The organism is Corynebacterium sp. MSK006, from assembly GCF_030232385.1.
Classification (GTDB): Bacteria; Actinomycetota; Actinomycetes; order Mycobacteriales; family Mycobacteriaceae; genus Corynebacterium; species Corynebacterium frankenforstense_A.
In genome coordinates this window covers 113,597-127,375 of the sequence record NZ_JASPJZ010000004.1, presented here as the reverse complement: position 1 = coordinate 127,375, position 13,779 = coordinate 113,597, and the positions used below count along the sequence as shown (strand labels likewise).

The following is a 13,779-nucleotide window of genomic DNA, read 5'->3' as shown; positions in this document are numbered from 1 at the left end:
ATCCTGTCGTAACAGGTGGCGTCAATGCCTAACTTAGCTGACGGAACATGTTGATGTCGAGGCTAAATTTCTCCCGGTCGCAGACCCGCGGAACGCATATCCACGCGGTAACGCGCGCCCTCGCGGGTGCGGGTCACCGTGTACGGGATGCCCTCCTCGTCCCAGTGGACACGTGCCCGCTCCCCCACCGGCGAGGTGCCGTCCGCGCGCACCACCCGCCACCAGGCGGTCAGGTGGCCGTGGGTGCGCATCGCGCGGCCCGCCCGGCGCGCGGTGGTGCCGGCGGCCGCACCGACCGCGCCGTAGCTGGCCACCCGGCCTGCCGGGATCTTGTCGACTACTGCGAGGACGGCGTCGGTGACGTCGTCCAACGCCAACGGCGAGTCGGGCGCGGCGTCGTCAAGCAAACTAGCCCAGGCCCTGCGCGCGCAGGGCCTCGAAGACGTCGTTGCCCTCCTGGATGTCGAGCTCCTCGTACTCCTCGACCTCGCAGAGCGTCACCGTCGCGCCGGTGGGGTCGGCGATGATGAGCAGGCGGCCGAACTCGGCGTCGAAGGGGCCCTGGATGACCTCGCCGCCGAGCTCGGGCACGCGCGCGGCGGCCTTGTCGACGTCGAGGACGCCCAGGAAGGTCTGCCAGAAGCCGTGCACGCCCTCGGGGAAGTGGCCGGCGGCGTCGCGCAGCCCGGCGAAGGGGGCGGAGTCGGCGAGCAGCGTGCCGTAGCGCGGCAGGTCCGTGCCCTCGCCGCCGACGGTGGCGGACTGCCAGCCGAAGAGGCCGGTGTAGAAGTCCAGCGCCTCGTCGAAGCCGGAGGTGCAGGTCAGCTCGTGCCAGACGGCGCAGCCGGGCTCGCCGCCGGCGACGAAGGCGTCCTCGCCGCGCGGTTCGACCAGGCCGAAGAGCGCGCCGTTCGGGTCGGCGGCGACACCCATGCGCCCGATCTGGGCGTCGGTGGGACCGGCGAGGACCTTGCCGCCGAGCTCGCCGATGCGGTCCAGCTGCGCCTCGAGGTCGTCGGCGAGGAAGTAGGTCACCCACGTCGTCGCGCCGCCGGTGGCGGGGATCAGGCCGGCCACCGGCAGGCCCTGCACACGGGCGACGAGGTAGCCGGAGCCCTCGACCTCCTCGTTGACCTGCCAGTCCAAAAGCCCGGTGTAGAAGCGGGCCGCGGCCTCGGGCTCGGGGGTGTTCAGGTCGATCCAGTAGGGCATGCCGCCCTGGGCGTTGAACGCGGGCATCTACATGTTCCTCCACTTCTCGGGGTCGAAGTCGTCGTCTGCGGTGGCCTCGTCGAAGTAGTCGTCCTCGCCGTCGTCCTCGGCGACCACGGCGCAGGCCTCGGCCACGCAGACCCGGTCGCCGATGGCGAGGTGGCGCCCGCGGCGCGTGTCGGTCTCGCCGTTGACGGTGACCAGGCCCTCGGAGATGACGGCCTTGGCCTCCCCGCCCGTGGCCACCAGACCCGCGAGCTTGATGAACTGCCCCAGTTTGATCGACCCGCCGGAGACGGGAACCTCAACGTCCTGCATGCGCACGAGTCTAACGGGCGGGCGGGACGGGCGGCCGGGTGGACGGTGGGGCGGGCAGGATTGGCAGGGCGGGTAGGATTCGGGCGCGGGGCGGCGCAGCCCTTCATTGAGGGAAGTTCGTTTAGCTGGAGTCCCTCGGAGCCAGTACATCGCTGCGCCGCCTCCTTAATCTCTTGGCCGTCGAGCACTAGCCGCCGAGCAGTCCGAGAACCCCCTCGACGACCATCACCGCGGCCAGCAGGCAGAAGATCGCTCCGGTGACGATGTCGATGACCGCGGAGTTCTCCGCGATGCGCGCCGAGAACGCGCGCACGGCCAGGGCGAAGCTGACGAACCAGACCAGGCCGACCGCGATGAGCAGCGCCGCGATGAACGCCGTGATCCCCCAACCCATGCCGGGCTCGATGAACTGCGCGAAGACGGCGCCGAAGAAGAGGACGGCCTTCGGGTTGGCCAGGTTGGTGGTGAAACCGGCGCGCCAGGCCTGCCCGGCGGTCGAGTCGGCGTCGGTGCGCTTCGGCACCGGCCCGGGCGTGACGGATTCGCGCGAGCCGGAGGGCACGTCGGCGTGCACGGCGCGGGCGGACTGGCAGCGGGTGGCCAAGCCGCCACGGATGGAACTGACGCCCAGGTAGGCCAGGTAGGCCCCGCCGATCAGCTGCAGCCAGGCCAGCAGCGCCGGGCGCGCGGTGAGCAGGGCGGACAGGCCCAGGAGGCTGGCCAGGATCCAGCCGGTGTTGCCCGTCATCACTCCGAGGGCGGCCCACACGCCGGCGCGCTTGGAGCGCGCGCCCTGGCGCGTGATCTGCACGACGTCGGGGCCGGGACTGATGATGGCCGCGACCCAGACCCCCAGCAGGGTGAGGATGGAACCGAATGTCATGATGGTCAGGTTACATCCTGCGTCGGGCATGACGTCGACCACACCTTAAAAGCACTACAAGTTAGTTTATCTTATTTGTCGCGACTTTCGTGTATGTTTGGTGCTGCATCGTCCGTTGCACCGCCCATGGGACCACAAGCCCGGGACGGAATCCCTTCCTCATCCACACTCCTGTTCGACCCGAAAGGATCGTCATGTCCGAAGCACAGACCTACGAGAACCTGCTGAGCGCCTGCCGCCGCGGAGGATCCAGCGTCCTCACCTCCACCACCGAACTGGGCGCCGCCGCCGGGGCGCACGCTTCGATCGCGCCGGCGAAGTTCGTCAGCCACTCCAACCCCACATTCGCCTTCGAGACCCGCTACATCGACGGCCAGGCACAGACCGTGGCCCTCATTGACGGCAAGCAGTCCTCCAGCAACCGCGGCGAGGCGGCACTGGCCCAGTCGATTCGCGACGCCGAACCGGTCGCCTCCCGTATCCCCCGCATGCGTGTTCAGTACGAGGACCGCGACTTCCTCTGCATGGAGCTTCCGCACCGCGCCTTCGACGGCCACTTCCGTGCCGCCACCCTGGAGGGCCGGCCCGCCACCCAGACCAATGTGTTCCAGGCGCTGCGCAACTGCACCCCCGCCGATTCCCGTGCGCTGCTCGAGACCTCCCCGATCAGCCTCGCCCTGGGTGCGTGGGACGCCACCCGCGCAAAAGACCAGGTGCGCATCCGCAGCTCGGTCACCGGCGAGATCATCGGCGTTCTCGCCGACCAGGAGGCCGAGGGGCGTGACCGCTACTCACTGCGCGGCGGTGCCCGCGTCGACCCGGTGGCCATGAGCGTCCAGCTGGACGGAGCCAGCATGGAACGCATCCTCGCCGATCAGGAGCACGACCTCAGTGCCAAAACCGTCGCGTCCCTGCGCTCCGAGATCAACAAGGCCAAGAAGGAGCCCGTCTCCGCCTCGTCACTGGGCCTTGGCGGCATCCCGCCGAGCCTCGATGCCCTGGGCGGGGTCGCCTGCTCCCGGATCATCCGCTCTTGGGTCCTCTCCTTCGCCTCCCTGCGCCAGCTGCGCTTCGGCGCGGGAGCCGAGGGTGACGCCGCCTGCCGCACCCTGCTCGCCGCACTCGACCTGGCAGTCGTCGCCCGAGCCGAGGAGGAGCTCTACCTGCGGGCGAACTGCGATCTCGTCGAGCTTTCCGAACCCGAGACCAAGCTGGACCTGCGCTTCGGCAAGTCTCAGCCGATCGACCCGATCACCGTCGACACCGCCGACGCCCTTCTCGAACGTGCCATGGACGAGGCCGAGGCCAAGGCCGGCATCCGGTGGCAGGGGCAGACTCTCGAGTTCATCGGCAATCCTGCGGTCCTGCGGGGCGCCGTCGACGAGTCTGAGGAAGAGGCCTGACCGATGACCCCGCTCGCCATCACCGCCCGGTTCCCCCTCGGGGTGTACGTCGGGCACCGTAGCGACGGCTCGCCGGACCCCTTCCCCGACCCGGCACGCCTGCACGCCGCACTCCTCAACGCCGCGGCCACCGGCTGCTCCGCTGTCGAAGACCCTGCCGGGCTGGGCCCGAGTCCCGAGTCCCTCGAGGCCCTGCGCTGGCTCGAGGAACACCCGCCGGAGGGCCTTTTCCTCCCCGAGCGCCGACCTCAGTCCGCCGACTCCTCCCGCATCATCTTCCGCAAGGAAGGCCTGGTCAACCCCAAGAAGTCAACCAACCACCGACGGGTGTCCGACGGCGTGAGCCTCAACGGTCCGATCGGATACCGCTGGTCGGAGGCCCCGGTAGCGGTCGCCGAGACCATCCGCCTGCTGTGCGCGGACGTCGCCGTCCTCGGAGAGACCGAGAGCGCCGTCGTCCTGAGCCACGAGGACTTCGAACCGAATCTCGTCCTCGACCGCGAGTCATCCATGTTCGCTCCGGGCGGGCATCCTGTCCGTGCTCCCGGGCCGGGCCGGACCGCCGGCCTCACCGCGGCCCACCGTGCGGCGAATCCCGGCAAAAACCCTGTCCAGAAAGCGACGAAGAGCGAGGTGACCCGCCCCGCCCCCGTCCCCGGCGACGGGCTGACCTCACTGCGTTACCGCAGCCCGGAGCCGCCTAAGCCCGAGACACCGTGGTCTCGCGTCCTGCTTCTCGAGCTCGGGGGCCCCGCACTCGCGCCGGAGGAGCGGATGGACTGGGCGGTGGCCTTCCACCGTGCGCTCATCGCCGCCATCGACGGACCGGTTCCGGCCATGGTCACAGGCGCTTACCCGAAGGGACAACCGCGTCCAGCCAACCAACTGGCCATCCAGTACATCCCCGCAGGCATGGCCTGCCACCACGGAATTGACGGCCACGGCCTGGCCTTGCTTGTGCCGACGGATGCAGCCGATGAGGATCTCGCCGCACTCGCCGGCGGCCTGGCGAACATCCGCAGCCTCTACTGCCGTCACGGTCGGCGCACGCTGCGTTTCCAGGGCGTCAGCGCCCCGGGAGACAGGTTCTGGGGTCCGGCCCCAGACGGCCACCGCCGGCTGTGGTCGCCTCTTCCCGTCGCCGTCACCGAGCACCGCAGCCCTAGGGCCACCGCCACCGGCGGCAAGCAGTGGGGCCTGCGGGAGGCCGGAGTGGTCTCGGTGGCCCACGTGTGGCGCGACGAGTTCCCCACCACCGCACGCGGTGACCGAAGGCTCATCGAGCTGCACGCCGCGGCATCGGCGCGCGGGGTGAAGGTCGGCGCCACGCGCCTCGTTCCTGGAGACTCCAACAGTTTCGTGCACAAGGCCTCGCCCCGGATGGTACCGCGGATGTGGAGCGGGCTGGTGGACCTGGGTGACCTCGCCCTGGACACCGCGATCACCGCGATCGGACAGTCACGGCACCTGGGCGGGGGCCTGCTGACGCCCGTCGACATACCCGAGGGCCTCTACCCGACGCTGATGGGAGATGACAATGACTGACTCCACCAATTTGTCTCTGTGGCATGGCGAATTCGGCGACTTCTTCGCGGCGCTCAATGACGGCCACGCTCCGTTCCGCTGGCAGGAGCGCCTGCTCGACGAGATTCTGACCGGGGGCGAATGGCCCGACCAGATTGTCGCGCCCACCGGCTCCGGTAAGTCCGCCGTCGTCGAGGTCCACGTATTCGCCAACGCGCTGGCCGCCGCCGGCGCCGCACCCCGCGTTCCGCGCCGCCTGTTCGCCGTGGTCAACCGGCGTGCGCTGGTGGACAACCAACACGACCGTGCCACCCGATGCGCAAAGCTGCTCGACGAGGCGCTCTCCGAAGACGCCCACCCCGGACCTTCCAGCGACGTCGTCACTCGGGTCGCTGCCCTGCTCAGAGGCCTGCGCACCCAACGCGCGACGGATCTCGACGACTCGGATGCGCAGGCCCCCTTGTTGGTCGGCCACATCCGTGGCGCGACCCGACCGGAGAACCCGACGCTCCTGGACCCGAGTGCTTGCGCGGTCGTGGCTGCGACGCCGGACATGTTCGGCTCGCGGATGCTTTTCCGAGCCTACGGCGCCACCCGATTGTCCCGGCCACGCGAGGCGGCGGTCATCGGGTATGACTCGGTGCTCGTCCTCGACGAGTCTCACCTCAACCGGCAGCTGTTACTCTCCGCGAGGCGCATCGCCGAGCTGGTCCACCGGGAAACCGACCTCGGGGTACCGGCACTCCAGGTCGTCGAGTCCACCGCCACGCCTTCCGGGGTCTCCGCCCGTCGTGTCGGGGTCTCCGCCGAAGACCTCGTCGACGGCGCCGACGAGGTGCTCAGTCGACGCGTCCGCGCCGCAAAACCCCTCGAGCTCGTCACCGATTCACGATGGAACGGCAAGAAGGCCACCGTCGCGTTGGCCAGGGCTTTCGCCGAGGAGATCGTGCGCGTGCGCGCGAGGGTGATACCCGGTACGGATCCGGACGGAACCTCGGCAAACAGCGCGGAGGCACAAGAGCTCCGGCCACACACGGTCGGCTGCATCGTCAACCACGTCGACACCGCCGTGGCTGTGGCCGCTCAGCTGTCGAAGCTGGACAAGTCACTCAACGTGCAGGTCCTCGTCGGCCGGATGCGCCCCTGGGACCTCCGACAGCTACGGAACGGCAAGCACCATGACCTGTTCACCCTTCGCGGTGACGCCACTGTTGATGTGCTGGTGGCCACCCAGACCCTCGAGGTCGGCGTGGACATCGATCTCGCCGGACTGGTCACCGAACTGGCGCCCGCCGATTCGCTCGCGCAGCGCTTCGGCCGCGTCAACAGACTCGGGATGCGCGAGTCCTCACCCGTGCGTGTCATCGTCCCCGAAAAGCTGCCCAAGAAGGTGGACCTGCCCTACGTCCGCGAGGACCTGAGTGCAGGTCTCCGCTGGTTGCACGAGCTCCGCGACCTCGGCGCCGGTGTCAGCCCCGAGGCGCTCGCTTCGGTCCCACAACCACCGGCTACCCCCCGTCGGCTTCTCTTCCAGCGCCCCGAGCACGCGGATCTCTTCCGCTGGGCACGCACCGGCGATGCACTCTTCGCCGACGACGACCTCGAGATCTGGCTGCGCGATGATCTCACGGCTGACATCGCGCAGGTCGGCATCGTGGTCCGCGACCTGCTGCCACGCGAGGATTCGACCGGTGCTCTCCAGATCTTGCGGGCACTCCCTCCACTGGAGGACGAGGCTTTCCCCGCCAACATTTCGGTGGCCCGCAGGATTCTCGCCGGAATCATCACCCCACGAAATACCGGTCACGCGCCGACAGCCCCGCCGCGCGCCTTCATTGTGCGCGAGGACACCGTGACGCTTGCCGACGCCGCGCATCCCCCCGCCTTGCGTCCGGGTGACACCGTGGTGCTGGACCGCGGGCACAGGTTCACCACCCGTGGAATCGTGGTCGACAATCCGCAAGACCGCACTTCCCCCGTTCCTGTTCCGGACATCGGCGGCCGGGTACTCGTCGACACGGATGCGGTACCCGAGCCTGCTGAGCTCGACGTTCCGGTGCGAAGCCTGCTCCGCGCCTTCGTGGGGCTCAGTTCCGAGGAAGCCACCCGGCTCCTCGCCGAGCACGGCATGGAGGGCACAGTGGTTCTTCCGCCCCATGATGAGACGATCCGTCAGCTGCCCTGGGCCGCCGTGGTGCAGAAGCCCGAGTCCTTCGACTCTCCGGTGTACCAGCGGTGGACGCCGTCGTCTGAGCCGGTGACCTTGGCCGCTCACAACTCGGACGTCGCCGGACGTGCCGAAGAAATTGCCGCGGCCGTCGGCTTGATCTCCGATTACGCCCGAAGGGTGAGTCTGGCCGGGCTCCACCACGATGACGGCAAGGTCGACGCCCGTTTCCAGCGGCTGCTTGGTAACAGCGGTGCGACCGGCCGAGGCGACGACGCGGAGGAGGATGCGCCGGTGCCACTCGCCAAGAGTCACGGCCCCCGAGCCCGTGCTGCACGGAGATCCGTCTCCGGGCTGCCCACCGGCTGGCGTCACGAGCAGCTCTCCGCGGCGCTTTTCGCCGCCGAGGCCAGCGGTTCAGGCGGCCAGGTCGACCGGCTCGTCCTGAGGCTAGTCGGCACCAGCCACGGCCACGGTCGCCGAGGCTTCCCGCATGTTGGCGGCGAACTCATCGAGGCGTCGAACCCCGCCTCAGCGGTAGCGACCGAGCTGTTCACCGCCGGCGAGTGGGACCGGTTGGTCGAGGACACCGAACGGTCCACCGGCGTCTACGCCACCGCATACCTCGAGGAGCTGCTCCGCGCCGCCGATAACCAGATTTCCCGGGAGGGACGATAATGAAAGCGTTTTTTATGGGTGGTTCCGTGCGCTCTGCCCTGACCCACTTCGCCCTGTACGGTCTCGCCGACATCATCGAGCAGGCCGGCGGACAGGCACGGCTCGGCTGGACCGACGAAGGACAACCCCGAGGTCGCGTGCTGAGCTCACTTGACGCAGAGGAGATCGCGACGGCGGTTCTCACAATCGCACGTCGTGACCGGGACGCCACCTGGGTCAACGCGGACGTCGACACCGGCGGACGCGTGCCAGTAGCCGCATTCTCACCCCGCGTCAAGACCCCTTCGGTGACTGACCGCCCCGGATGGCGAAGGCTCCAGCGCACGCGCCACGCAGCGCTGGACGAGCTCGACGTCGTCAATGCCGCATCGACACTGCGGTTGATCGACGCACTCGGTGAGCCCTCACACTGGCACATGGGACAGCAGAACCTGGAACCTGACCGGGGTGCGTCCCGATGGGAGATGAAGACGCGCAACCGCGGTGAGGAGTTCATCTCCCACCGTTACCGCCCGCTATGCCACGAGGTTGCGGATTGGCCTACTGAGCACATCATCCAAGGTCTCACGGGGGAAAAACTGCGGGATCCGCTAGGCAAGGACAGGGACACCTCACGCAGCTCGTCGGGCTTGACCACCCCCGGGCCGGCGGATAACGCCATGGTCTACTGCGCGCTGCGCGGAATCGCGCAGTTCCCCCTCGGGCACCGCGGTACCGCCGGCAGGTGGGGTACTCCTGTCAATGCGACCCCCGGCGTCTGGCCCAACGAGGTCACCCATCCTCGGAACATGGCCCTGCCCGCCCTCGTTGGCGAGGTCACTCCGGCACGGCTGCGCGCGATCCTCGTCTCCGCGCAGATGGACCTGGTGCACCGCGATCTGGTCAGGCCTCCCCGGGATGCCCCCGGTGAGTCAGCGGACGCGGATCGTACGGACCCCGCGTTGGTCGCGGCGGCGCGCGCATGGCTCCGGCAACGGCGTGTACCGGCAGTGATCGTGTTCCCGATCCTTAAGACGGGCAGCGGCAACGCTCCTGAACGTCAGGTTCAGTCCGGAAAGGTCCACGTGCTGTGACTGCCCCAGAGTCATCAGTGGAGGTCGGTGTCCCGGAGCCTCCGCTCCCGATCAGCCTCGTGGCTCACACCGTGTTCTGTCCGCGCCGCGCCTGGTTGGAAGCCGCCGGAGAGCGCAGCGACCATGTCCAGATTCAGGCGGGGAAACAGGCTCACCGCCGAGTCGATTCTCCCTCGGAGTCTCGGCCGGACGGGTTACGCAGCATGAACATCCACTCAGATGCCCACGGTCTGGTGGGCCGGACAGACGTCGTCACCGTTACCGGCGGCGGAGTTGAGGTCACAGAGTACAAGGCGACACCGACAAGAAAAACGCCCACGGTGACGGACGCGATGGTCGTCCAGCTCGCACTTCAAGGGCTTTGCCTTACAGAGGACGGGCAGCGCGTTGACGGACACCGGGTGTATTTCCCGGACAGCAACAAGTCGGTGTCAGTGGACATCGGTGCCGAGGAGATCGCGAACGCATTAAGCTACGTGCGGCAAACCAGAAAGATCTGCAACTCCGTGCAGGCCCCGGAACCGTTGGAGGATGATCCGCGGTGTACCGCTTGTTCGCACGCCGGGGTCTGCCTACCGGACGAGCGCAGGTTGCACACTGTGAGGCGGAGGATCCGGGTAGCCGATCCAGACGGGCAGGTCCTGCACGTGGCAACGCCGGGTGCACGCCTGAGTACACGACAGGGACGGGTGTTAATCAGCGTGCGGGGCGAAAGGCAAGCAACCGTTCCACTCGAGCGGGTCAACGGGCTGGTCCTGCACGGAAACGTCGATGTGTCGAGTGCACTGCTACGCAATCTCATGTGGCAGCGGATCACAGTGGTGTGGTGCTCGAGTTCCGGCAGAGTTTACGGATGGAACCAGCCAGGCGACGGGCCCAACGGTGCCGCACGCGTCCAACAGCACGTGGCATCTGCTCACGGGAGGGTGGATCTCGCGCGCGAGTTCATTGCCGGCAAGATTGCTGGCCAGGCGACACTTCTCCGACGCAACGCCGACCCATCTCAACCTGCCGCCGTGGCCAGCATGCGGGAATTGCAACGGATCGCCGCTGCTTCTACCTCTCGACAGGAGATTTTCGGTGTCGAGGGTTCGGCGGCCGCCTTGTATTTCGGTCACTTCGCCACCATGCTGCGCGGTACTCACCGGGGATGGTTTACCAAACGCTGGCCTGGACGTTCCGGCAGAGGCGCAACGGATCCACTGAACTCAGCCCTCAATTACACCTACGCCTTGCTGACGGCTGAGGCGGTGAAGGCCCTGATCGCGTGCGGCTTGGATCCGCATGCAGGATTTCTGCATTCCAGCAGCCGAAACAAGCCAGCTCTGGCCCTCGACTTGATGGAGGAGTTTCGCGCAGTAATTGCAGACTCGTGTGTGATCAGTTGCATTAACCGGGGTGCGCTTACTCCATCGAGTTTTTCGGAGGTCACCGGTACCCCTCGACTCACCCCAGAGGGGAGAAAGGCTCTGATCAGGGTCTTTGAGAACCGGATGAACACCGAATTCACCCACCCGACATTCGGATACAGAGTTTCCTGGAGGCGTGCGCTCGAGGTGCAAGCCCGCTTGGTTCTCGGTTGCCTTGACGGAACGCAGGAGCACTATGTGGCGGTGAAGACACGTTGAGCCGGAACGACGCGCGCAGAACACTCATCGCCTATGACGTTCCCAATGACAGGAGACGTACCCGGCTCGCAGATGCTCTGGGAAGCTACGGAGACCGGATTCAGTACAGCGTATTCGTAGTGGACATCAGTCCGGCGCGCCTGCTTCGGCTGGAGGACGCCATAAGGGGAATTATCGATGGAGAGGAGGACTCAGTGTTGTTCTGCGATCTCGGTAGGGTTGCGGATCTTGAAGAGCACAGGCGCCGATTCAGGTTCCTCGGCCAATCGAGAGAACCGACGCCGGACGGCCCATTAGTGTTCTGATTGGGTGGCCGTGAATTCCGATCAGCGAGCACCCACCTAATCCGACAATCTCGCGTGTCGCTCGCGAACTGTCTGCCCAGCTCACAAAGGTGGACCATGGCGAGGACTCAGGTGACCGCTTCGTTACGACCATCGAGGAATCCGTCACTCGCGGAACACCTGGTACGCTGCTACTCAGGGCGCTGTTTTATCCCGTGCTATCGCTGCAGCAATCTGCTGCAGCCCTTCATTGAGGCGCCCTCAATGTCCACAAGGACGACTTCAAGGACGAATCGCTGCAGCAATCTGCTGCAGCCCTTCATTGAGGCGCGATCAGTCTGCTGTGTGAGGAGACGGACCGGTATCGCTGCAGCAATCTGCTGCAGCCCTTCATTGAGGCCCGACGCCGAAGAGGCAGCCTGCGACGCCGCCGAATCGCTGCAGCAATCTGCTGCAGCCCTTCATTGAGGCGCGGAAGCCAACGCCCGCAGTGCTCGAAGCGCTCGATCGCTGCAGCAATCTGCTGCAGCCCTTCATTGAGGCGATAGTCACTCCGTGGCACTAGTCAAGTCCATCCGATCGCTGCAGCAATCTGCTGCAGCCCTTCATTGAGGCTGTTCTTAATTCCTTTGTCGGCGTCCCGGCAATGGACATCGCTGCAGCAATCTGCTGCAGCCCTTCATTGAGGCTGGCACCCCACAGAAAGGACCCCCTGTGCCTGACATATCGCTGCAGCAATCTGCTGCAGCCCTTCATTGAGGCGCACCGTAGAACGCGCACTGCACTACCCGCCCGACATCGCTGCAGCAATCTGCTGCAGCCCTTCATTGAGGCTCGTCCTCCCACGATGCGGTGTCGCGGCCGTGGACTCCGATCGCTGCAGCAATCTGCTGCAGCCCTTCTTCACAAACTCATGGAACCGCCGAGGACGGTAGCGTTCAGCGTCACTTTGACGTCGCCGACCGTAGCTCGCGCCAACCCACGTCCCGGGCCCGCCAACCCCCTACACCTGATCACGCGGCATGATGTGGATGCGGTCGATGTTGACGTGCGCCGGCAGCGAGGCCACCCAGCGCACGGCCTCGGCGATGTCCTCCGGGCCCAGGTTGACGTGGCCCTCGTAGACCGCGTCGGCCTTGTCCTGGTCGCCCTTGAAACGCACCAGCGAGAAGTCCGTCTTCACCCGGCCCGGGTCGATCTCGGTGACACGGATGTTCGTGCCCTCGGTGGCCTCCTCGATGCGCTGCACGCGCGTCATGGCGCGCAGGCCGAACTTGGCCGCGTTGTAACCGGCGCCGCCCGCGTACGGGTTGAGCGCGGCGACCGAGGCCATGTTGACGATCAGCCCTTCAGACTCGACGAGCTTGTCACGCAGCGCCAGGGTGACGCGCAGGGTGCCGAGCACGTTCGTCTCGTACATCCACTTCCAGTCCTCGAGGTCGGCCTTCTTGACCGGGTCGAGGCCCTTGGCACCGCCGGCGTTGTTGACCAGCAGGTCCACCCGTTCGATCTGGGCGGCGAACTCGGCGACCGAGTCGTCGTCGGTGACGTCCAGGCGCACCGCCTCACCCCCGATCTGCGCGGCGATCTTCTCCAGGCGGTCCACGCGGCGCGCGGCGACGATCACGTGCCAGCCGTCGCCGGCCAGCGCACGCGCGGTCGCCTCGCCGATGCCGGAGGAGCCGCCGGTGACCACGGCGACCTTCTGGTTGTCCTGTGCAATCTCTTTGTCAGCCATAGGACCATTCTGGCAGCGCCGCCCGCGCCTCGCAGACGGATCCCGCCCCGCCCCCACATCCGGGGCAAGCCACACTTACCCCGGGCTGTGCCCCTCCCGGACCGCCGCCGACCCAGTCGCGGCCCACCCGTTTCCAGCCCCGGCACCACCCCACGCCCTAGTAGTCCACCTGCCGGATCGTGATGTTGATGCGCCCCTCCTTCAGTCCCGCGTGCGCGGGCGCGGTACCGTCCTCGACCTGCGTGATGCCGTGGTAGGCCCGGCGCGCTGGCCCGCCGAAGACGACGGCGTCGCCGCTGATCAGCGGCACGTCCACGAAGGGGCCGGTGCGTTCCTCGGCGCGCCCGAGCCGGAAGAGCGCGGTGTCGCCGATCGACAGCGAGACCACGGGTGCGTCGGCGACCTCGTCGGCGTCGACGTGCAGGCCCATCCGCGAGCCCGGCGGGTAGTAGTTGACCAGCGCGACCTCGGCGCGCATGCGCCCCGCCCAGGGCGCCAACGCCGCGGAGCGCTCGCCCGCGACGACCAGCACGGCGTCGACAATCTCCTGGTAGTTCGCCGGGATCTCCGGTACGGGCACGCCCTCGAACTCGCGCACGTAGCGGTACGGATTGGTCGCCCAGTGCCGCCCGAGCGAGAGGATGTGCACGCTCATCTGCCCGGTGCGCGTGCGCGGGCGCGCCATGGCCACCGGCGTTCCGGCCACCGAGCGGGCGATCTCGCGCGCCTGCGTGACCAGCCCCGACTGCTGCCACGCGCCGAGAAAGCCCGGCAGGTGCACCGCGCCCGGGGCGAGTTCACGGGGCGGGCGGGGCAGGCCGGCGGCGTCGAAAAGCGTGGGCACGGGCACTCACCTCCTGGCACGATGGGG

Annotated in this window: 12 protein-coding genes and 1 CRISPR repeat array; of the genes, 6 read left to right on the top strand and 6 right to left on the bottom strand. The window is 67.5% G+C overall.

Annotation, left to right across the window (positions count from 1 at the left end):
- Positions 1-62: 62 nt before the first annotated feature.
- From QQA02_RS04055 to QQA02_RS04040, 4 genes are all read right to left on the bottom strand, one after another.
- Complete coding sequence (locus QQA02_RS04055) at positions 63-407, bottom strand: MGMT family protein (protein WP_284773936.1); 345 nt, start codon at positions 405-407, stop codon at positions 63-65.
- Between the two features lies 1 nt (position 408).
- Complete coding sequence (locus QQA02_RS04050; RefSeq protein ID WP_284773938.1) at positions 409-1,239, bottom strand: VOC family protein; 831 nt, start codon at positions 1,237-1,239, stop codon at positions 409-411.
- Positions 1,240-1,530, bottom strand: coding sequence for an RNA-binding S4 domain-containing protein (locus QQA02_RS04045; protein ID WP_075663028.1), 291 nt, complete (start codon positions 1,528-1,530; stop codon positions 1,240-1,242).
- 187 nt (positions 1,531-1,717) lie between these two features.
- Complete coding sequence (locus tag QQA02_RS04040; protein ID WP_284773941.1) at positions 1,718-2,413, bottom strand: LysE family translocator; 696 nt, start codon at positions 2,411-2,413, stop codon at positions 1,718-1,720.
- 194 nt (positions 2,414-2,607) lie between these two features.
- On the opposite strand from QQA02_RS04040, the gene cas7g reads away from it, so the two are divergent.
- From cas7g to cas2, 6 genes are read left to right on the top strand one after another with little or no spacing between them, the layout of a single operon-like run.
- Positions 2,608-3,816 (top strand): type I-G CRISPR-associated RAMP protein Csb1/Cas7g, encoded by a 1,209-nt coding sequence (cas7g, locus tag QQA02_RS04035; RefSeq protein WP_284773942.1) that lies wholly within the window; start codon positions 2,608-2,610, stop codon positions 3,814-3,816.
- 3 nt (positions 3,817-3,819) lie between these two features.
- Positions 3,820-5,361, top strand: coding sequence for a type I-G CRISPR-associated protein Csb2 (csb2, locus tag QQA02_RS04030; protein WP_284773943.1), 1,542 nt, complete (start codon positions 3,820-3,822; stop codon positions 5,359-5,361).
- Complete coding sequence (gene cas3g, locus QQA02_RS04025; protein WP_284773944.1) at positions 5,354-8,185, top strand: type I-G CRISPR-associated helicase/endonuclease Cas3g; 2,832 nt, start codon at positions 5,354-5,356, stop codon at positions 8,183-8,185. Before csb2 ends, cas3g begins: the two co-directional genes overlap by 8 nt.
- Before the next feature lie 26 nt (positions 8,186-8,211).
- Complete coding sequence (locus tag QQA02_RS04020; RefSeq protein WP_284773946.1) at positions 8,212-9,258, top strand: hypothetical protein; 1,047 nt, start codon at positions 8,212-8,214, stop codon at positions 9,256-9,258.
- Between the two features lie 59 nt (positions 9,259-9,317).
- Complete coding sequence (cas1, locus tag QQA02_RS04015) at positions 9,318-10,886, top strand: CRISPR-associated endonuclease Cas1 (protein ID WP_284773947.1); 1,569 nt, start codon at positions 9,318-9,320, stop codon at positions 10,884-10,886.
- Positions 10,883-11,191, top strand: a complete 309-nt coding sequence (gene cas2 / locus QQA02_RS04010; protein WP_284773948.1) for a CRISPR-associated endonuclease Cas2 — start codon at positions 10,883-10,885, stop codon at positions 11,189-11,191. Before cas1 ends, cas2 begins: the two co-directional genes overlap by 4 nt.
- Before the next feature lie 199 nt (positions 11,192-11,390).
- Positions 11,391-12,080: a CRISPR direct-repeat array (repeat unit 37 nt; unit sequence ATCGCTGCAGCAATCTGCTGCAGCCCTTCATTGAGGC).
- Positions 12,081-12,173: 93 nt separating this feature from the next.
- Here the strand turns inward: cas2 and QQA02_RS04005 are convergent.
- Together QQA02_RS04005 and QQA02_RS04000 are read right to left on the bottom strand one after the other, a co-directional pair.
- Positions 12,174-12,908: an SDR family NAD(P)-dependent oxidoreductase gene (locus QQA02_RS04005; RefSeq protein WP_284863352.1), complete on the bottom strand. Its 735-nt coding sequence runs from the start codon at positions 12,906-12,908 to the stop codon at positions 12,174-12,176.
- 157 nt (positions 12,909-13,065) lie between these two features.
- Complete coding sequence (locus QQA02_RS04000) at positions 13,066-13,752, bottom strand: alpha-ketoglutarate-dependent dioxygenase AlkB (protein ID WP_284773951.1); 687 nt, start codon at positions 13,750-13,752, stop codon at positions 13,066-13,068.
- Positions 13,753-13,779: the final 27 nt, after the last annotated feature.

Bases quoted from the DNA above. Each gene is read 5' to 3' on its own strand.
- cas7g (WP_284773942.1), top strand. From the start codon at position 2,608: ATGTCCGAAGCACAGACCTACGAGAACCTGCTGAGCGCCTGCCGCCGC.
- QQA02_RS04050 (WP_284773938.1), bottom strand. From the start codon at position 1,239: ATGCCCGCGTTCAACGCCCAGGGCGGCATGCCCTACTGGATCGACCTG.
- csb2 (WP_284773943.1), top strand. From the start codon at position 3,820: ATGACCCCGCTCGCCATCACCGCCCGGTTCCCCCTCGGGGTGTACGTC.
- QQA02_RS04045 (WP_075663028.1), bottom strand. From the start codon at position 1,530: ATGCAGGACGTTGAGGTTCCCGTCTCCGGCGGGTCGATCAAACTGGGG.
- QQA02_RS04005 (WP_284863352.1), bottom strand. From the start codon at position 12,908: ATGGCTGACAAAGAGATTGCACAGGACAACCAGAAGGTCGCCGTGGTC.
- QQA02_RS04040 (WP_284773941.1), bottom strand. From the start codon at position 2,413: ATGACATTCGGTTCCATCCTCACCCTGCTGGGGGTCTGGGTCGCGGCC.
- cas3g (WP_284773944.1), top strand. From the start codon at position 5,354: ATGACTGACTCCACCAATTTGTCTCTGTGGCATGGCGAATTCGGCGAC.